This is a genomic window from Paraferrimonas sedimenticola (assembly GCF_002282855.1).
Lineage (GTDB): Bacteria > Pseudomonadota > Gammaproteobacteria > Enterobacterales > Shewanellaceae > Paraferrimonas > Paraferrimonas sedimenticola.
Map to the genome: position 1 here is coordinate 129,778 of NZ_NRIR01000009.1, position 20,394 is coordinate 150,171.

Genomic DNA, 20,394 nt, shown 5'->3' on the forward strand with positions numbered 1-20,394 from the left:
GCTCTCCTGTGTTTTATATAAGGTTCTTATCGAAAAGCAGCTTGATTAGCTCGATAACAAATTGAATTAACTGTTCTAGTTGCAGCGTTTGGGTCTCGCCCTCGCCTGTTGTCGGTGCACTACCTAACAACAAATACTGATGACTGCGCTCAAGAAAAACATGCTGGGTCAACACCAGTAGGGCCAAGGGCACCAGCAGCACCATCGTGCGGCTCATTTGCTGTAGTGTTAATGGCAATGACATGTCTCTCTCCTTACGCTAGTTGCGTAGTGGGAATCAACGAATCAGCACTTCTTCAGCGTCTTCGAAATCCTGTGTGCTGGAAATCACCCAAACATCACCTGGTTTACCACCATCGATGACTTCCACATGACTGGTACTGCGCGCCCCCAATACAATTTCGTGTTTTACCGCGACTTCACCTTGCACAGCGTACACTTCGCGGCCACCACCGCTGGCCACAAAGGCGCCGCGTTTAACCATGAGCACATCTTTGCGGTTTTCTAACAGCACTCGTGCAGACAAGCGCTGGTTTTGGCGCAATTTCATGCCGTCCACTTGATCGAAACGCACTCGGGCGGTGACTTCGCGATTGCGAACTTCTGGCGAGATAGAGCTCAGTTGCCCCATCACCTTTAGCGCGCCAAAGCTAAGCTCCACATCCATACCAATACCTAACTCGTCGGCGTAAGATTCAGGCACCGCCAGTTCGGCTTCAAACGCGCTCAAATCAACCACAGTAAGAACTGGCGTGCTGGCATCGATGCGAGCTTTTTGTTCGGTAAGCCAGTTGCCGATAATCCCGGACACGGGCGCCTTAATGGCCAAAGCAGCAACTTGTCGCTCCAGCTCGTTGACCACCAACTGCTGTCGGCTCACTTCGGCGGCGCGGTTTTTAAGCTCAAAACTCAGCGTGTCTTTAATCAAGCTGACTTCTTGCTCAGCATGGGCAAACAGCAATTTGGCTTTCTTTAGATCGTCTTTGCTTTTTTCAAAGTCGATTTTAGAAATCAGGCTGTTCTCGATAAGTTGGTCACCGCGACGACTCTCGCGATCGGCAGCGTCTAAATCGACACGGGCCATGTCTAAGGTTTGTTCGGCTTTAATTTGGTCGCGACGGGCGTCCAAGCGCGCTTGCTCTAGGTTGCTCTTCATGCCTTCGAGAAGCGCTTGCTGCTGTTTGAGGTTATTTACCAGACTGGGGCTGTCGACCTTGGCGACCACGTCGCCTTGCTGTACCTGATCGCCAGGTTTGGCTAGCAGGGTTACCGTGCCCTTGTCGGTGCTATACAGCACAGGGGCGTTGGCGGCGACAATTTTACCGGCCGTAGCGATGTCGCGAACCAGATCACCTTGAGTAAGTGTGGCGAAACGCAGTTCGCTGCGGGGAATAGAGGCGCTGGCACGGCCGCTGCTAAAGGTAGTCCACACAAAGGCAAACAAGACAAAGGCGATGCCGCCCCAGATGACCGGCTGCTTGAACTGAGCGACTTTGCTCGGGGCAACCACAGTATCTTGTCCACTAGTGTCTTTAATCATTGTTATTCCTTAGCTGCTCTTTTGTGTCCGCCACTAAGTAACAGACCCTTTTACAGACTAAGCAATCAAGACTCGTGCCAAGATACAAATAACACTAAATAACAATACCTTACCGAATTCGGACAATATATTCTGCTCGCCAAAAGTGTCCGCGGACACTTTTGGTGTGTCCGCTTTTGCGCACCCTAAAATGTTCGGACAGAGGACACAAAAAAGCCCCGACCAATCGGCCGAGGCTTTGTGCATACCTTTGAGAAAGCTAAGCTAGCGCTTCTTTACAGATCGCAGTAATACCAGCCCAATCTTTGGCTCTTACCTTGTCGGTTGGTGCCATCCAGCTACCGCCCACACAAGCCACGTTTGGTAGCGCTAGGTAATCGCGATAATTGTGACCGCCGATACCACCGGTTGGACAGAACACCACGTCACTCAGTGGGCCTGAGAAGGCTTTCAATGCAGCGATACCACCTGAGGCTTCTGCTGGGAAGAATTTAAACTCTTTGTAGCCCAATTCCAGTCCTTTCATCACTTCTGAAATAGAAGCCACACCAGGAATCAGAGGAATCGGTGCTTCACGGCCAGCCACCAACAGGTCTCGAGACGCTCCTGGGCTAATGGCGAACTGTGCACCAGCTGCCACCACTTGATCCAGTTGCTCGCGATTCATCACGGTACCGGCACCAACTAGAGCATCTGGTACTTCCTTAGCAATCGCTTCGATAGCCGCTAGAGCACAGTCGGTGCGCAAAGTGACTTCAAGCACCTTAACGCCACCCGCAACCAAAGCTTTTGCCAGCGGAACCGCATCGGCCAAATCTTCGATTACCATTACCGGTACCAATTGGCTGGACTGAAAAATCTCGGCCGGCTGGGTCTTCCAATTACTCGCTTGAATCATCGTCTCTCCTAAACTTCTTTGCTAGGCCCTTGGTCTAACGCCAAGGTACCTCGAGCGCCCCGCTCCGGGTCCGCCATTGCGCCACGCAAGGCGCTGAATAACTCTCGTCCCATGCCAAACAAATGGCTTTGGCTTGGGGATTGGAAATCGTCGCGTTTGGCTAACTCATCGCTATCAACCACTAGGCTTAACTCGCCGGTTTTGGCGTTCAAGCGAACCATATCGCCAGACTTCACCTTACCAATGAGACCGCCGTCGATGGCTTCTGGGAATACGTGGATTGCGGCGGGTACCTTACCCGATGCGCCTGACATACGGCCATCGGTCACCAACGCCACTTTAAAGCCACGGTCTTGCAGTGAACCCAGCAGTGGCGTCAGTTTGTGCAACTCTGGCATGCCGTTGCCCTTAGGACCTTGACCTTGAACCACAATCACACAATCTTTGTCCAGCTCACCGGCGTCAAACATCGGCTTAAGTTGGTTTTGGTCGGTTAGCACAATGGCTGGGGCTTCAACCACGCGATGCTCTTCGGCAACCGCAGAAACCTTGATAACACCTCGACCCATGTTGCCTTTAAGCAGTGTCAGACCGCCATTGGCTTGGAACGGGGTTTCGGCGTTGGCCAACACACTTGTGTCTAGCGAAGCTTCTGGACCAGGTTGCCACTCAACTTCACCGTTAATCAGTTTTGGCTCTAAGGTGTATTTATCCAGACCGTAACCGGCCACCGTATTTACATCTTGGTGAACCACGCCCAGTTTAAGCAGTTGACGCACCAACACAGCCATACCGCCTGCGGCGTGGAAGTGGTTAATATCGGCTTCGCCGTTTGGATACACGCGAGCCAGCAAAGGCACCGCAGCAGATAGCTCGGCAAAATCATCCCAATCAACAATGATGCCGGCGGCGCGTGCGGTGGCCACCAAGTGCATAGTTAGGTTGGTCGAGCCACCGGTGGCCAGCAGACCAACGATGCCGTTAACCACAGCCTTCTCGTCAACAATGCGGCCGATTGGCTGGTATTGACCCGAATTGACGGTTTGACGACACACTTGCTGAGCCGCTTTCTCGGTCAAAGCCTGACGCAGTGGGTCGTGCGGATGAACAAACGAAGAGCCCGGCAATTGCAGCCCCATCATTTCCATCACCAACTGGTTTGAGTTGGCAGTACCGTAGAAAGTACAAGTACCAGCTGAGTGATAGCTTGAAGACTCAGCTTCTAAAAGCTCATCGCGGCCCACTTTGCCTTCGGCAAACAACTGGCGAATGCGCGCTTTTTCTTTGTTAGGAATACCTGAGGCCATAGGGCCGGCAGGCACAAACAGCATAGGCAAGTGACCAAAGCTTAAGGCACCAATCAAAAGGCCGGGGACAATCTTGTCACAAACACCGAGTAGCAAGGCGCCGTCGAACATGTTGTGGCTCAAGCCAATAGCGGTGGACATGGCGATAACTTCGCGGCTAAGCAGGCTTAACTCCATGCCAGGCTGTCCTTGAGTTACTCCATCACACATGGCGGGAACACCCGCGGCCACTTGGGCCACGCTGCCCACTTTATGGCAGGCATCTTTAATTTGCTGAGGGTAGTTCTCGTAAGGCTGGTGCGCTGACAGCATGTCGTTAAACGCGGTCACAATACCAATATTGGCTTTGGTGAACGAGCTTAGTGACTGCTTGTCTTCTTTACCACAAGCGGCAAAACCGTGGGCTAAGTTGCCACAAGACAAAGACTTGCGGGAGATGCCCGCTTTTTCCGCCTCGGCTAACGCCGCTAGGTAGGCTGTTCGAGTGTCGCGACTGCGCTCAATAATACGCTCAGTCACCTTGGTAATACTAGGATGCATTCTACTTGCTCCAATACACGTCAAAGGCCGCGGACTTGTGCTGCAGTATGTAGCGGATCGGCATGGCTTTGACGTCATCGCCTTCAAGGGCTTTTTCTAGAGTGGCCAGCTTATCGTCGCCGTGCAGATGCAAATAGATCTGACGAGCGTTTTCGATAGCTTTAGCACTGAAACTGATACGTGGGTGCGGTGCAGCCCCAGGATTAACCGCCAGCAGCAAGCTGTCGGTGCTTAGCGCTTGGTCGATTTCTTGTGAACAGGGGAACCAGCTGGCGGTATGGCCGTCGTTACCCATGCCCAACACCACCACGTCAAACGGACGCGGAAAGCTGGCCAGATGATCTTCGGTCATAGGCACACCGGTTTCTGGCGTGTCGTACATGTTTTTCAGGCCAACAAACTTGGCCGATGCTGCTAGGTTTTGCAGAAAGTACTTACGGATCAGACGCTCATTGCTGTCCGCGTGTTCTTTAGCCACCCAACGCTCATCAACTAAGCTGACGTACACCTTGCGCCACTCAATGGCGGTTTGACTTAAACGTTTAAATAGCGCTAGCGGAGTTGAGCCACCAGAGACCAACAAAGACGCTTTGCCATTGTTGTCTATGCTTTCTTGCAGTTGCGCAGCAATCTTACCTGCCAGCTTGTCTGCCAGTTCGTTGCGGTCGTCAAATTGCTTAAATACTGGAACATTAACCATTGCTAACTCCTACTCGTCCCACGAACGGCCGTCTTTGGTGATAAGTGCAACCGAGGCTACAGGGCCCCAGCTCCCCGCAGGGTAAGACTTAGGTGCTTCGTCGGTTTCAGCCCAAGCATTGATAATGCCGTCACACCACTTCCAGGCCTCTTCCACTTCGTCACGACGTACGAACAGCGCTTGGTTACCCAACATGGCTTCGTACAACAAACGCTCGTAAGCTTCGGCGATACGCTGATTCTTAAAGGTGTCTGAGAAGCTCAAATCCAGTTTGGTGGTCTGTAGACGTGTGCTCTGCCCCAACCCTGGTACTTTATTCATCATCTGAATATCAACACCTTCGTGAGGCTGCAAACGGATGGTGAGTTTATTCGGTGGCAGGTTGCGGTAGCTATCGCGATACAGGTTGTGCGGCGGGTTCTTAAAGTGCACCACGATTTCCGAACTCTTGGCTGGCATGCGCTTGCCTGAGCGAAGATAGAAAGGCACTCCAGCCCAACGCCAGTTATCGATATCAACGCGGATTGCTACAAAGGTCTCGCTGTTGCTATCTAGGTTGGCACCCTCTTCTTCTAAGTAACCTGGGACTTCATTGCCTTTCAAGAAGCCCTTGGTGTACTGACCGCGTACCGTGGTGTCGTGAATGTTCTCTTCATTAATACGACGCAGCGATTTCAATACTTTCACTTTCTCATCGCGAATGGAGTCGGCATCTAGGTTAACCGGAGGGTCCATCGCCACCAAAGTCAGAACTTGCAACAAGTGGTTTTGAATCATGTCGCGCATTTGACCGGCTTTATCAAAGTAATCCCAACGACCTTCGATACCCACTTCCTCGGCCACCGAAATCTGTACATGATCGATAGTACGGTTGTCCCATTTGGACGCGAACAAAGAGTTAGCAAAGCGAAGCGCTACTAGGTTTTGAACGGTTTCTTTACCTAGGTAGTGGTCGATGCGATAGATTTGGTTTTCTTGGAAGTATTGAGCGACAACGTCGTTGATGACTTTCGATGAGGTCAAAGAGAAACCAATCGGCTTTTCAAGCACAACGCGAGTGTTCTCTTTGATTAGTTTGTTGTCCGCCAAGCCCTTACAAATGTCGCCGAATAAGGCCGGTGGGGTTGAAAAGTAGTTAACCATCACGTGATCAGGATGCACCGCTTGATGGAATCGAGCGTAGTCTTCGCTCTCTGCCATATTTACTTGCACATAGTCCAAACGCTGATAGAAACGCGCTAACGTTTCGTCGCAAAGGTCTTCTTTAATGAACTCGTTGAGCGCTTTCTCAACCAGTTGTTTAAATTCGTCATAGCTCATATCGTTGCGGGCAACGCCGACGATACGTGAAGCTGGGTTCAGTAACTCTGACTTATCCAGTTGGTATAAGGCAGGCAGCAGTTTACGGCGCGCTAAATCGCCTTTAGTGCCGAATAAGATAAAATCACAAGCCTGAGTTACGGCTATGCTATTGCCCATCGTTCGCTTCTCCAATCTGTTCCGAATCTTATCTGTGGGTTTAGCTGTTATGTTGTAATATAACAACACATTTTTAAAAAAGCACTGTTTTTGTGCAACGAAACACCCTGTTTAGACCAGTATTTCGCGCTTTCTTACTTGATTCCAGCGTCGCTTCGGTAGTTTAATAACCAATATGAAAAACCTAAGGCGAGCAATGGCTTGCCGAACGATTTCTCCCATTTGTCCAGTTTAGGCCTACCGTATGAACACGTTAGAAAAAATCCAAAATAATTTGACGCAATTCAGCAAGTCAGAGCGCAAAGTGGCTGAAGCCATCCTGGCCTCGCCCCAAACCGCGATTCACTCAAGCATTGCGTCTCTTGCCAAACTGGCGGACGTCAGTGAGCCAACGGTGAACCGCTTTTGCCGACGTCTGGATACCAAAGGGTTTCCCGATTTCAAATTGCACTTAGCCCAGAGCCTGGCCAATGGTACCCCCTATGTTTCTAGGCACGTAGAAGAAGATGACGATCCTGATTCCTACACCACAAAAATCTTCGAATCTTCGATGGCTGCCCTAGATATCGCTCGCCAAAGTCTCAATACCCAAAGCATCAATAAAGCAGTCGACCTGTTAACCCAAGCAAAACACATCAGTTTCTTTGGCCTGGGTGCATCAGCTGCAGTGGCCCATGACGCGCAGAACAAGTTTTTCCGCTTCAATGTACCCGTGAGTTGTTTCGACGACGTACTGATGCAAAAGATGAGTTGCATGAACTGTGACGAGGGCTCAGTTGTAGTGCTGATTAGCCACACAGGCCGTACCAAGTCGATGATCGATGTTGCCCGTCTCGCGCGCGAAAACGGCGCTGCAGTGCTAGGTCTGACCGCGCGCAACTCGCCTTTATCGCAAGAGTGCACCATTGCGGTAACAATGGAAGTACCAGAGGATACCGATATGTACCTGCCGATGGCGTCTCGCTTAGCTCAGTTGGTGGTGATTGACGTGTTGGCGACCGGCTTTACCCTGCGACGCGGCCCACGCTTTAGAGACAACCTCAAGCGAGTTAAAGCGGTACTCAAAGAATCTCGACTTAACAAAGATCCGTTATAAAATTTCAGAAAAAACTGAATAAGCCCGCCAAATAGGCGGGCTTTTTGTTTTTTCGGTGGAATGTTAATGCCCTAACGCCGCTAGAATATCTGGTTGCTGGCTAAATTTTGTGCGGCAATACGGTCAGATTAGGCAATAATTAACTGCCTACGAGATTAAATTGAAAATTTACACCACTGACATTTGATCGTAATATTCCTACAAAATAATCCGTAACGATGAAATAGCCCCCAAGAGAAGCTGGAGCAAAGTATGTTTCGCAGAACGAAAATCGTATCCACACTCGGTCCCGCCACTGACGATCCCCAAGTACTAGAACAACTATTGACGTCAGGCGTGAACGTGGTTCGAATGAATTTTTCCCACGGTAAGCCAGAAGACCACCTACAACGCGCCCAAATGGTTCGCGAACTGGCCAGCAAACTAAACTTACACGTCGCCATTCTAGGCGACCTGCAAGGCCCTAAAATCCGGGTATCAACCTTTGCAAACAACAAGATCACCCTGAAACCGGAGCAAGACTTTGTCTTAGATGCCGAGTTAGCACCTGGCTTGGGTGACGAGCAACAAGTGGGCATCGATTACAAACAACTACCACAAGACTTAGTCGATGGCGATTGGTTGATGCTCGACGATGGTCGCGTTCAACTACAAGTTACCAAAGTTGACGGCCAGCGAATTCACACCAAAGTGAAAGTTGCTGGTCCCCTGTCAAACAACAAAGGTATCAATAAGAAAGGTGGTGGTCTGTCTGCACCAGCACTAACCGACAAAGATAAAGCTGACATAGTGACCGCCGCAAATATTGACGTGGATTTCTTGGCAGTCTCTTTCCCACGCTCTGGCGATGACCTGCGCTACGCTCGCGAGCTAGCTCAGAAAGCCGGCCTGGACGCCATGATAGTCTCCAAAGTGGAACGCGCTGAAACAGTGACCAATCTAGATACCATGGAAGACATTATTCTCGCCTCAGATGCGGTCATGGTAGCTCGTGGCGACTTGGGTGTTGAAATTGGCGACCCAGAGCTTGTGGGCGTGCAGAAGAAGCTAATTAGCCGTTGTCGCCAACTAGACCGTCCGGTTATCACTGCGACCCAAATGATGGAAAGCATGATCGACAGCCCAATGCCGACTCGTGCAGAAGTGATGGACGTGGCCAATGCCGTACTCGATGGTACCGATGCAGTAATGCTGTCAGCCGAGACCGCTGCAGGCAAATACCCGGTGGAAACCGTACAGGCCATGTCTAACGTGTGTCTAGGCGCTGAAAGCCACCCTACCGTGCAAGTTTCTAAGCACCGTATCACCGAAATGTTCGACACGGTTGAAGAAACCATCGCCTTCTCGGCAATGTACGCTGCTAACCACATGCCAGACGTCAAAGCGATTGTGGCCCTAACCGAGTCAGGCCGTACCGCACTGCTGATGTCGCGTATCACCTCTAAGTTGCCAATCTTTGGTCTATCGCGCCATCAAGCGAGCCTGAATCAAATGGCGCTGTATCGCGGTGTCATGCCAGTGGAATTTGATACCACCAAGATTGCCGCAGACGAGTTGGCCAAAGTCGCTTCAGAAACTCTAAAAGAAGCGGGTTTCCTGAACTCTGGCGACACCATCATCATGACCAAAGGCGATGCCATGGAAACCATTGGCGGGACTAATACCCTTAAGATTGTGCGCATTCCTTAATTGGGTCACTCACAAAAAGAAAGCCCCGCTAAATAGCGGGGCTTCTTAGTTTCTCACTCACAGTCATTTCAAGCTGGACGCTCCATTTCCACCAAGATTTTTCTCTAAGAATTGCTCAATCGCTATAAGGGATTGAATTCTAGCCGACGATTCGTTCAGGCCGTGGTCGCCATCCTCGATCTCCAAGTATTCGACCGGTTTATTCTCGGATTTAAGTTCAGAGTACATATCGCTCGATTGACTGGACTTTACAATGGCATCATTTTCGCCATGAATCAGCAAGACTGGATGCTTAATGTGCTCCACGTAATCAATCGGAGATATCGCTTCTAGTTCTGCTGTGGACGGACTCTCACCTTTACCGAGTAAATTCTGCCAATACGTGAAACTTCTGCTGTATTTGCCGTAGCTTAGCCTCGAGGTTTTCAAAAATTCCACCATGTCGGAAACCCCATTGATAGAAACTGCACAGCGAAATACCTCTGGAGTGAACGCTATACCAGCTAGCGCTGCGTATCCACCATAACTCCACCCCATAATGCATACGCGTTCAGGATTCACTAGACCACGCTCAACATAAGCCGCTACAGCATCGGTTAAGTCGGTTTGCATTCCTTTGCCCCATTCACCGCGCCCCTTTTTTCTATGTTCAGGGCCAAAGCCTGTCGAACCTCGGAACTGGGGTTGGATTACTAGATATCCTCTACTAGCCAGAAATTGGGATAACCAGTCAAACTCCAGCTTGTCATGACTTGCGGGACCACCATGGGGTAACACAATGCTTGGCATAGGCTTGTCTGCGGCACCTGGTGGAATCGTTAGTAGTGTAGGAATAGTCCATCCATCTCGAGCGAGATAGCCGTCAATTTTTACGTCTGCTACAGCGTCTCTTGGAATATCTGGTCTTCGAGAAGCAAGCATTCTTAGTTGACTGTTTTCGTACAAAATGTAATCACCGGCAGTTTGGTAGCCTTCCATCAACATCACGATTTTTGACCAATCAGGAGTGCGACTTACTATCCGCACAGTATTGTCAGGCAGAGCGGCTGCGATGCCTTTAAAGCGGGCTGAAAGTTTTTGATCGAAGAAGTCATAATCTGGCTCAAACCCCTCATAAACGACACCTTCGATTTGGCCACTTTCTGTCGAGAACCGGCCTCGAACGCTTTTTTGATTCTCACCAAAAGTAGGCTTGTCTATGCGGCCATCAGATAATCGCATATTGAAATAGGCAAACTGGTCAGCGTCACTAGACTCAGCGTACGTAATTATGTGCTTTTGATCCGGCGTCAATCCAACAAAACTCCGTCTAATAACGGGCGTGTTTTCTTCGTATATGTCTCGCCAACTTCCGTCCTCTAAAACTTGGATACGATGCTCCTGCGCTTTAGGGTTGAAGCGCTCTCGAGCAACCACCTCCATATTTTTGTTCAGAAAGTAGTTAATCGTATCGCTAGTCCCCCTTTGCACTAGCGCAGGCTTGCGTTTTTTACGCAGATCAACGCGATATAAATTGTATCTTTCTTGTTGGTCGTAAGCTGGCATATAGGCGTAATTATGATCTTCAGAGAAACCTTCAATTACTCCAACATTTGTTTGCCGATAAAGTATTCCATAGCCCGGAATGAGCATCTGATGCAGTTTGAAGTTATTAAGGTCTAGCGAGAAAGCTGCACTGACATTATGACGGTATCGAACGTTATGGATTCTCTCATTCTCGTAGGCAACGAGTATCAAGCGTTCATCGCTAACAAAAATCAGTCGACTTGGATTAACATCCTGTAGCTCCGTCGAACTAATTAGTTTGCCATCATCCAAGCTTAAGACGATGATTCGATCACCTTCGCTCGTATCTCGGTAGGCAAGCCTTTTTCCAGTTGGGGAAAGCGTCAGCATGCTTTTGTCTGGAAGTTTTGCAAAGGCTTTGAGATCAGGCAATGCGCTGGCGAATACCGAATTCACGGTAACGACAATAATTAGACAAAACAAAACAATATAGACACGCATTATTCCTAATCCTTGGAGTAAACTTGTTATATATCAGAAACCTAATACATATAGCAGTATCTGTGCAACCCTAGGTCTGAATGTAGCAAGCTTTTTTAGGCACAAAAAAGGGCCGAATACTTTCGACCCTAATTGCAGCGAGATTGTGTTTACAGATGCTCTTTAATAAAGCTATCGATAGCTACCAAAGCTTTGATACGGTTTTCGCCTTTGCTCATGTTGTGGTCACCTGCTTTCAGCTCGACGTAGGTTACGTCTTTCTCAGCCGATTTAAGTGCCTTATGCATGTCGCGAGACTGGTCCACTTTGACAATACTGTCGTGCTGGCCGTGAATCAGCAGCACCGGTGCCTTTACTTGCTCGACAAATTGCATAGGTGAGATTTTGCGCAAGGCTTTACGGCTTGGAGTCTCGTGATTACCCAACACATCTTCCCAGTAGGCAACAACGCCACTGCGGCTGCCATAGTCGCGTTTATCCGCCTGCAGCATGTCGTATACGTCTCCAATTCCATTGACTGAAATAGCGCACTTGTACAAGTCGGGAGTAAAAGTCGCACCAGCAAGTGCAGCGTAACCACCGTAGCTGATACCCACGATGCAGACTCGGTCTTCGTCTACCAGTCCGCGCTCTGCATAAGCGGCTACCGCATCGGTTAGGTCATCCTGCATTTTCTTGCCCCACTCGCCACGACCTTTTAGCACGTGGTCAACACCAAAGCCGGTAGAGCCTCGGAACTGAGGTTGAATAACAAGGTAGCCCTGGTTGGAAAAATACTGAGACAACCAATAAAAGCCCATCTGGTCATGGGATTCAGGACCGCCGTGAGGAAGCAAGATAGTCGGTAATGGCCCTTCACTTGCGTTCACTGGGGTGGTTAGTAAAGTTGGGATGGACAAACCATCGCGGGCAACAAAGCCATCGCTTTTAACAGAGGCAACCGCTTCACGAGGGATCCCCGGGCGGCTCATGGTCAACAAATCCAACGAGCCATTTTCGTACAAAATGTAGTCCCCAGAGCTTTGCTCTCCTTCCATCAAAAGTACAATCTTGGACCAATCTGGAGTTGCGCTAACAATGGTGAAAATGTTGTTCGGCAGCGCCTGGCTGATACCTTTGAAACGCGCCATCAGTTTCTTATCGAAAAACTCGTAGTCAGGTTTAAAGCCCGAGTAGATAACCCCTTCCACTTCCGAAGTGTCGGTCTGAAAGGCTCCAACGACGCTTTTTTCGCTGCTTGAGAACATAGGCTCACCCACATGACCATCGCTTAAGCGCATGGCGTAATAGGCTGTATGGTTGGTATCGCCAAGTACAGCGAACATCACCAAATGTTCTTCATCTGGGGTCAAACCGGCATAGCTACGATAGATCCACGCCGTTTCCTCTTCGAAGATGGTTTTCCACTTGCCATCGCGTCTGACCTGAATCTTATGCTCATCTCTTTTAGAGTCAAAGCGCTCGCGAGCAACCACCTCACGGTCTCGATTCATAAAAAAGTTGATGGTGTCTGGTGTGCCTTTTTGGTGGGCCACAGGGCGGCGGCGCTTTTCTAAATCCACTCGATACAAGTGATAACGGCCATCGTCAGCGTAGGCAGGCATGTAAACATAACGACCATCTTTGGAAGCGGCAATAATCCGGCCCACATTGGTTTGGCTGCTGTGAATGCCGTAGCCCGGTGTTAGCAGTTGGTGCAAGTCGCCGGTTTTGAGGTTGATTGAGTAAGCCGCGCTCACATCGTGGCGACCACGCACCCTGTATAGGCGTTTGTTGTCTGACACCACCAAAATCAGGTAGTTATCGTCAACAAAGCGCAGGCTATTAGGCTTCACTTCTCCCAAAGCTAGCGAGGTAACGTGTTTACCGGTTGAAAGGTTGAGAACCACTACCTTATCGTCGCCACCGCTGGTATCGCGATAGGCAATAAGATCACCGCTTCTCGATAAGCTCACTAAGCTCTTCTCTGGCAGAGCGCCATAGTGCTCAACTGGAATATCAAAAACCGTTTTGGCAAAAGCCAAAGTTGAAGTCAGCAGCAGAGCCGCCGCTAAAAGTATCGTTCGCATCATCGGGCTTGTTAAATTATTAGAAGTTATAGGGCGCGATAGTAATCCCAAGCCTAATGTCAGGCAACTTTGTGCCGGTTGAAATTCGTTCTCTATAAGGGAAACTAATAAAAAAGCCCCAACCTAGATAGATTGGGGCTTGAGGCTTAACGATTCGCGATCAAGTCGATATCAAAGTGTTTCAAATTCGTCCACTTGCACCGCAATACTGCGAAGCTTATCGGCAAACAAAATCTGCTCGCTTTCTTCCTTGTCGATGAGCCCTTGCTGCAGCGCCTGACCAACTCGAATTGCCACTGGCAAACCCTTGGCAATCTTGCCGGCCTTGATGGCTTTTTTAATCTTGGCGTGAGCACCTTTTGCTTTGTAGCCTTCAAGGAAGGCTTGCTCAACTTCGTTGATACCCGATGGATCGTCTTTCCAAACAGGACACAAATAGGTCAAACGCTCGCGAGCGCCGCCTGGGCGGCTAACCGCTTTGCACACGTCGATAGACAAGCTATCGCTTGGCAATTTAAAGCGGTTACCCAATGGGAAGGCCACCACTTGCATCAACCAGCGCGCAGGCGTTGATGGGAAGTTATCAATCACCTCAGACAAGGCCTTGGCACAGTTATACAAACGGGTTTGCATGGCGTGGTGTACAATCGGCAGCTCGTCTTGCTGATGCCCTTGGTCGGCAAACAGCTTCAAGGTCGCTGAGGCCAGATACAGCTCGCTTAAGGCATCACCCAATCGCGCTGACAGCATTTCACGGCGCTTCAAATCACCACCTAAGGTCAGCATGGCAATATCTGTCATAAAGGCCAGTGCCGCTGAGAAGCGATGCATGTGTTTGTAGTACTTGGCCACCTCTCCTGCTACAGGTGCGTCGTTAAAACGACTGCCGGTAATCGCCGAAGTAAAGGAGGTAAAGGCGTTGTAGAAAGCGTAAGCCATGTGGGATACCAACAGACCATCAAATCTATCCAGGCCGGTCTTCTCGTCTTCGTGGGCCGCCGCTTCCATTTCTGCCAGTACGTACGGGTGACAGCGCGTTGCGCCCTGACCAAAGATCATCAGACTGCGAGTCAGAATGTTGGCCCCTTCTACCGTGATAGAAATCGGGTTGGCCATGTAGTTACCACCTAAGTAGTTCTTAGGCCCCATTTGAATGCCTTTGCCCGACTGAATGTCCATGGCATCGTTAATCACCTTACGGCCCAACTCGGTCATGTGGTACTTGGCAATCGCGGTCACGACCGAAGGTTTTACCTTCAAATCGATACCGGTTGTGGTTAGTTTGCGCGCGGCTTCTAGCTGGTAGGTGTTGGATACAATCCGCGCGAGGGCTTCTTGAACCCCTTCAAACTGACTAATCGACATGCCAAATTGAGTGCGAACCGCGCCATAGGCAGAAGTGGTACGAGTCGCCATGTGACCGGTCGCTGTTGCAAGACCAGGTAGCGAGATACCGCGACCCGCAGACAAACACTCAACCAGCATACGCCAACCTTTACCCGCGTACTCAACGCCACCGATGATCCAATCCAGAGGAATAAACACATCGTTACCTGTGGTGGTACCGTTCATGAAGGCTTGATTTAGTGGGTTGTGGCGATTGCCGATATTGACGCCTGGATGATCCGCAGGGATAAGTGCGCAGGTAATTCCAAGTGACTCTTCACCACCCAGCAACCCTTCAGGATCTTTCAGTTGAAACGCCAAGCCCAACACAGTGGCCACTGGCGCAAGGGTAATGTAGCGCTTGTTCCAAGTCAGGCTAAGACCCAAGACTTCTTCGCCCTGCCACTCTTGCTTACAAACGATACCCACATCGGGAATTGAGCCTGCGTCAGAGCCAGCTTCTGGGCCAGTCAGAGCAAAACAAGGGATCTCTTTACCGCTGGCCAGGCCCGGTAACCACTGATTTTTCTGTGCTTCGGTACCATAGTGGCTCAATAGCTCGCCCGGTCCCAAGCTGTTAGGCACCATAACGGTTACCGCGACGCTCAAGCTGCGACTGGCGATAGTAGTCACAATGGTGGAGTTGGCGTATGCCGAGAAGTCTTTACCACCGTACTCTTTGGGAATAATCAGCGCGAAAAAGCCGTTATTGCGCAAATAGTCCCAGATCTCAGGTGGTAGGTCTTTGCGGTTTTGCAGAATGTCGTAGTCGTCAATCATGGTCAGCAAGGTGGTAACCTCATTGTCCATGAACGCTTGCTCTTCTGAGGTCAGCTGACCGCCTTTGTAGCCGTGTAGTGTCTGCCAATTAGGTTTGCCGCGAAACAGCTCGCCTTCCCACCAGATATCGCCGGCTTCCATGGCCTCGCGTTCCGTTTGGGATAGCGGCGGTAAGGCTTTCTTAATGAATTTAAACGCTGGCTTACTGATAAACTGCATCCGCAAGCTTTTGACAAAAATGACAGCTGCAACAAACAGCAGAATGAAAAATAATAACCACCACATAGTTAAAGTCCTTCAGTGCTAGTGGGTGCCTTACGGCCAACGCCGGCGGCAACAAACGGGATTACGCGCAAAATCACGTCTTCAATGCGAATTTTCTCGTCAAAATCGTTTTCAGCAATGCTGATTAGAGCCTCAGACGATGCCATAGTGAACACTACGGTTCCGAGGGTGAAATGAAGGCGCCAGAACATCTCTTCTTTCGAGATGGTCGGTTCGGCAATCGCCACGCTTTTGGTGAACGCATCCAAACCGTGGCCGTAATGGCTGGTGATAAACCAGCGCAAGTGGCCTTGGTTCTCGATAAACCCTCGACTTAGCAACTGCAAGAATGTGCTGGTGCCATTGTGTCTGTGCTCATCAAGCGCCAACAGAGGGTCGACTAGTCCAAAGAACACTTGTTGCAGAGTTGGGCGCTCGTGTTGCTGGTGCAAGGTTTCTAAGGATTCGATTAGCTTTGGAATAAAAATATCCAAATAGCGCGCGACAACCGCGCGAATCAGTTCCTTTTTAGAACCGTAATGATAGTTAACAGATGCTAAATTCACATCCGCTTTACTGGTGATGGCTCGCAGAGAGGTTTCAGCGAACCCGCGTTCGGCGAATAAACGCTCGGCGGCATCCAAAATTTTGTGTTTGGTGTCGGCCCTAGCTAACATAGGCAGTCCTTTCTTGTTTGACTTATCGATTGCGCAAGGGAAATTAAAACGCACGTTTAAAATATGTGTTTGTAAGCGCTTTGTCAAACCGTAACAAAATCGTTACAGCAGCTATAGAATTAACGCTATATCAATGGCTTTTGGGAACAAAATGCAGCTTAGGAACTATCAGCGTGAAAGCGTGGACGCGGTCATTCGACATTTTCGCGAGAGCAAAGAAGCGGCCGTAGTGGTACTGCCCACTGGCGCCGGCAAAAGCCTAGTCATTGCTGAGCTTGCCAGAATCGCTCGCCACAAAGTCTTGGTACTCACCCATGTTAAGGAATTAGTCGAACAAAACGCCGACAAGATACAGGCGCTAGGGCAATCGGCGGGGATCTACTCGGCGGGCCTGAAACGCAAGGACACACGCGAAAAGGTCTTGGTGGCCAGTATTCAAAGCGCCGCGCGCAATTTAGAAGATTTTAGCCAGCAGTTTTCCTTGGTGGTTATCGATGAATGTCACCGCGCCAGCGAAGATGACGATAGCCAATACCAAAGCCTGCTAAAACACCTAAAAAAACACAATCCGGCGCTGTGTTTACTGGGGTTAACTGCCACTCCCTATCGACTGGATTCAGGTTGGGTGTATCAGCGCCACTATCACGGCGTAATTCGCTCTGACAAGCCAAAGCCTTTTGGCCCTTGCTTGTTTGAATTGCCACTGCGTCATCTGATTAAAAAAGGCTATCTTACCCCGCCTTTGCTGTACGACGGGGTCAGTATTCAATACGACTTTCAGCAACTCAGCGCGCCTCAGTTCGGCGACTACCCGTCAGCTGAAATAGATAAGATTCTATCCAATAGCGGTCGGGCCACCACTCAAATTATCGATCAGGTGCAATCGTTAGCAGCGCAACGCAAAGGTGTGATTATATTTGCCGCCAGCGTTCGCCACGGGCGAGAGATCCTCAAGCTACTAAAGGGTGAATCGGCGGCCTTTATTTGTGCCGATACCTCTTCCGATGAGAGAGCACAGATCATCGACGACTTTAAAGCCAGCAAAATCAAATACCTGATCAATGTATCGGTACTCACCACGGGATTTGACGCACCGCATGTGGATTTGATTGCCATTTTGCGTCCAACCGCTTCCGTGTCTTTGTACCAACAAATGGTGGGCCGCGGTTTACGCTTAGACGAAGGAAAAAGCGACTGCTTAGTGGTGGATTACGCCGCCAACGGCTTTGATTTGTACGCTCCAGAAATTGGCGAGCCTAGGCCGAACCCCAATACAGTGCCAGTACAAGTCCCCTGCCCTGAATGCGGTTTTGCCAACGTCTTTTGGGGTAAGTGCGACAGGGATGGCGATGTCATTGAGCACTATGGGCGGCGCTGCCAGGGGGAAACCCCAGTAGGCTCGGGACAGCAGTGCCAGTTTCGCTTTCGCTCGCGAGTGTGTCCCGATTGTGGCGCTGAAAACGATATTGCCGCACGCCAATGTCAGCAGTGCCAAAGCACACTGGTGGACCCTGATAAGCATCTTTCACAGGTATTAAAGCGTCAGCATCATCACTTGTTTCGCTGCACTGGCATACAACTACTGCAAGAGCGCGATGCTAAAGGACGAGACAAATTGGTAGTGGTTTATTTGGACGAAATGGCCAACGAGTTTAAACAGAGCTTTATATACGATACACCAGCCCAAAAAGCTGCTTGTTACCATCAATTCATCAAAACTCACTTGGCCGCACCGGGCACCGAGTTTCGTCCTAAAACGCTAGCTGAATTAGTGGCACAAGCTCACCGTTTTCGCTTTCCAGACTTATTGCTGCTGCACAAACAAAAGCGCCATTGGAGCTTGGTCAGGGCAATGTTCGATTATCGTGGCCGCTACCGCACTTCAGAAGCTGCAGATTAAGCGCTATCGGTGCTATCACTAGAGTTTGAGTGACGCCTGTGATATATATGCCATCAAGAATCAGTCGAGGAAACAATATGTTTGTTGTAATTTTTGGACGCCCTGGCTGCCCATACTGCGTCCGCGCTAAGCAGCTAGCCGATCAACTAGAAGAAAAAATGGAAGGCTTTAAATATCGCTACGTCGATATTCACGCCGAAGGTATCTCAAAAGCCGACCTAGAAAAGACTGTTGGCAAGCCAGTTGAGACCGTGCCGCAAATCTTTGTTGACCAAACTCACGTCGGTGGTTTCACCGAGTTTGACGCCTACGTCAAAGAAAACGAGTTGCTTTGCGCTTAATCATTTGAACGCAAACTAAAAAGGAGACCCTGAGGTCTCCTTTTTTGTGTCTTGAAATCGACTGAATTACAGCACGTATTTCACAGAGAAGATAACGCGGTTCAAGTCGCCTTTAGACTTGTCTTCACGCTCGTTACGAGCAGTGAACAACTCAGCACCAATGGTCAAAGTCTTGATTGGCGAGTACAGCAAGTTGACGTTACCGCTCATGGCTTTCTTGTTGGCCATTGCGATACCAGTGTCATCCGCTTGGAAAGCAGACACGGTTACGTTTGAACGCCACTTCTCGTTCCAGCGCAGCTGCAAGCTTGCATAGCCAGAAGTTGATTTAATTGACTGGATCTTACCGTTGCCATCAACGTAACCGCCGTTAGCAAAGTTCAATGCGATGTAACGACCTGCGCCATCACCATAGTTAGCACCGGCTTTGATGGTTGCCATTCCTAGAGGAACAACCGCAGTACCAGATACTGCATAACCAAACTTGGTTGAATCGATGCCACCTTGCTTCTTAGACAGCTGACGACCTAGACCTGCGATAGTAAAGGCAGAATCACCGGCTTTGAAGTTGTAGCGAGCCACAAAATCAGGCACGTAGGTACCAGTACCGATAACTTCACGACCGCCAGTAGCAGTGGTCAAAGTGGTTTCTGGGTTTTCTACAGCCAACTGCAAGCCGCCGTTGGTGTAGCGAATTTGGGTTTGACGTACGAAAGGTGTACCTTCAGCGGCACCAACGAAGTCCAATGCTTCTGGCAGCGCGCCTGGGTTTTGGAAAGTCGACCAAGCTTGACCAACCAACCAGTTGTCTACACTCACGAACACTTGACGCAAACGAGGCACGTAGCTGTTAGACACACGCTCGTTACCGCCAGAAGTAACCATGAAGTCAAACTCAATTAGGGTTTGTACTTTGTGGCCGTCAACGTCGGTTTGGCTGCCGAAGTTAAAACGCGATTCACGGATGTTGAAATCTACCGCTTCTTTGGCGTTGTTCGAGTCACCATAAATGGTGCCAGGTACGTAGAAGTTACGCGAAATGTGGCCTGATGAAGGCGCGCCGTTGTCGTAATTACTGAACATGAAGTCAGATTTTACATAGCCACCAAAGGTGAACTTGGTGTCATTTAGCGCATCGATGGTAACCGCTGATGCAGAGGTAGAAGCCATGGCTAACGCCAGAGCCGACAGTGACAACACAGTTTTCTTGCTCATGAGTATTTCCTCACATTATTCTCCCATGCCCAAATATGGACTATTCACTCGTTTTGTTACATTAGCGAAAAGTCTATTAGGCACGAATGTAACGACGAGGTTGAGACAATGTTATGCCTGCAAAGATGTACTTCACAGCACCAATAGATCAAAAGGTGAACCACCTCACATAACAGTGCCAAACTGCGCCCCTGCCTGTATTTCTGCGATACAGCTTTCACAAGGGTGTAACAAGCGTAGATAAGGATTGAACTTTTGTCAGGAATTGGTGTCGCAAGGGGTGAGTAAGATCACGCTACAAGCGGGCCTCACCAAGATTTGGCGATACGAAAAAGCGAGGGAAATGGTGGGTCGTGAAGGATTCGAACCTTCGACCAATTGGTTAAAAGCCAACTGCTCTACCGACCCGTAGGAATTTTTGCTTGAAGATGGTGGGTCGTGAAGGATTCGAACCTTCGACCAATTGGTTAAAAGCCAACTGCTCTACCGACTGAGCTAACGACCCA

15 protein-coding genes and 1 tRNA gene are annotated in these 20,394 nt (G+C 49.7%); 4 read left to right on the forward strand and 12 right to left on the reverse strand.

All coding sequences use genetic code 11. The annotated features are described in order from the left end of the window. Positions 1-13: 13 nt before the first annotated feature. The 6 genes from CLC93_RS15380 to zwf all read right to left on the reverse strand — a co-directional run bounded on the left by CLC93_RS15380 (position 14) and on the right by zwf (position 6,464). On the reverse strand, positions 14-244 hold the full coding sequence (locus CLC93_RS15380; protein ID WP_095506870.1) for a hypothetical protein: 231 nt from the start codon (positions 242-244) through the stop codon (positions 14-16). Between the two features lie 33 nt (positions 245-277). Beyond that, complete coding sequence (locus tag CLC93_RS15385) at positions 278-1,540, reverse strand: efflux RND transporter periplasmic adaptor subunit (RefSeq protein ID WP_095506871.1); 1,263 nt, start codon at positions 1,538-1,540, stop codon at positions 278-280. Positions 1,541-1,799: 259 nt separating this feature from the next. Next, positions 1,800-2,438 carry a bifunctional 4-hydroxy-2-oxoglutarate aldolase/2-dehydro-3-deoxy-phosphogluconate aldolase gene (locus tag CLC93_RS15390; protein ID WP_211286887.1) on the reverse strand — a complete coding sequence of 213 codons (639 nt, stop codon included), beginning with the start codon at positions 2,436-2,438 and terminating at the stop codon, positions 1,800-1,802. An 8-nt stretch (positions 2,439-2,446) separates the two neighbouring features. Beyond that, positions 2,447-4,285: a phosphogluconate dehydratase gene (edd, locus tag CLC93_RS15395; protein WP_095506872.1), complete on the reverse strand. Its 1,839-nt coding sequence runs from the start codon at positions 4,283-4,285 to the stop codon at positions 2,447-2,449. 1 nt (position 4,286) lies between these two features. Continuing rightward, complete coding sequence (gene pgl, locus CLC93_RS15400; protein ID WP_095506873.1) at positions 4,287-4,985, reverse strand: 6-phosphogluconolactonase; 699 nt, start codon at positions 4,983-4,985, stop codon at positions 4,287-4,289. A 9-nt stretch (positions 4,986-4,994) separates the two neighbouring features. Continuing rightward, entirely contained in the window at positions 4,995-6,464 is a 1,470-nt protein-coding gene (gene zwf, locus CLC93_RS15405) for a glucose-6-phosphate dehydrogenase (protein ID WP_095506874.1), read from the reverse strand. Positions 6,465-6,708: 244 nt separating this feature from the next. On the opposite strand from zwf, the gene CLC93_RS15410 reads away from it, so the two are divergent. Beyond that, the gene (locus CLC93_RS15410; RefSeq protein WP_095506875.1) at positions 6,709-7,560 is read left to right on the forward strand and encodes a MurR/RpiR family transcriptional regulator; all 852 of its coding nucleotides are present in this window, start codon (positions 6,709-6,711) and stop codon (positions 7,558-7,560) included. A 252-nt stretch (positions 7,561-7,812) separates the two neighbouring features. Beyond that, entirely contained in the window at positions 7,813-9,249 is a 1,437-nt protein-coding gene (gene pyk, locus CLC93_RS15415; RefSeq protein WP_095506876.1) for a pyruvate kinase, read from the forward strand. Positions 9,250-9,312: 63 nt separating this feature from the next. Here pyk and CLC93_RS15420 read toward each other — a convergent pair whose 3' ends face one another. From CLC93_RS15420 to psrA, 4 genes are all read right to left on the reverse strand, one after another. Further along, positions 9,313-11,256, reverse strand: a complete 1,944-nt coding sequence (locus CLC93_RS15420) for an alpha/beta hydrolase family protein (protein ID WP_095506877.1) — start codon at positions 11,254-11,256, stop codon at positions 9,313-9,315. Positions 11,257-11,405: 149 nt separating this feature from the next. Next, positions 11,406-13,328: an alpha/beta hydrolase family protein gene (locus CLC93_RS15425; RefSeq protein WP_095506878.1), complete on the reverse strand. Its 1,923-nt coding sequence runs from the start codon at positions 13,326-13,328 to the stop codon at positions 11,406-11,408. Between the two features lie 168 nt (positions 13,329-13,496). Next, a complete protein-coding gene (locus CLC93_RS15430) occupies positions 13,497-15,776 on the reverse strand; it encodes an acyl-CoA dehydrogenase (protein ID WP_095506879.1) in 2,280 nt (759 codons plus the stop codon). 2 nt (positions 15,777-15,778) lie between these two features. Continuing rightward, complete coding sequence (psrA, locus tag CLC93_RS15435; protein ID WP_095506880.1) at positions 15,779-16,432, reverse strand: TetR family transcriptional repressor PsrA; 654 nt, start codon at positions 16,430-16,432, stop codon at positions 15,779-15,781. Positions 16,433-16,583: 151 nt separating this feature from the next. Between psrA and radD the strand changes: the two genes are divergently transcribed. Both radD and CLC93_RS15445 read left to right on the forward strand, forming a co-directional pair. Further along, positions 16,584-18,332, forward strand: a complete 1,749-nt coding sequence (radD, locus tag CLC93_RS15440) for a DNA repair helicase RadD (RefSeq protein ID WP_095506891.1) — start codon at positions 16,584-16,586, stop codon at positions 18,330-18,332. Between the two features lie 77 nt (positions 18,333-18,409). Further along, positions 18,410-18,673: a GrxA family glutaredoxin gene (locus CLC93_RS15445; protein ID WP_095506881.1), complete on the forward strand. Its 264-nt coding sequence runs from the start codon at positions 18,410-18,412 to the stop codon at positions 18,671-18,673. A gap of 66 nt (positions 18,674-18,739) precedes the next feature. Here CLC93_RS15445 and CLC93_RS15450 read toward each other — a convergent pair whose 3' ends face one another. Beyond that, positions 18,740-19,888 (reverse strand): DcaP family trimeric outer membrane transporter, encoded by a 1,149-nt coding sequence (locus CLC93_RS15450; RefSeq protein WP_095506882.1) that lies wholly within the window; start codon positions 19,886-19,888, stop codon positions 18,740-18,742. A 429-nt stretch (positions 19,889-20,317) separates the two neighbouring features. Further along, positions 20,318-20,393 (reverse strand) — tRNA-Lys (locus CLC93_RS15460). Between the last annotated feature and the right edge of the window lies 1 nt (position 20,394).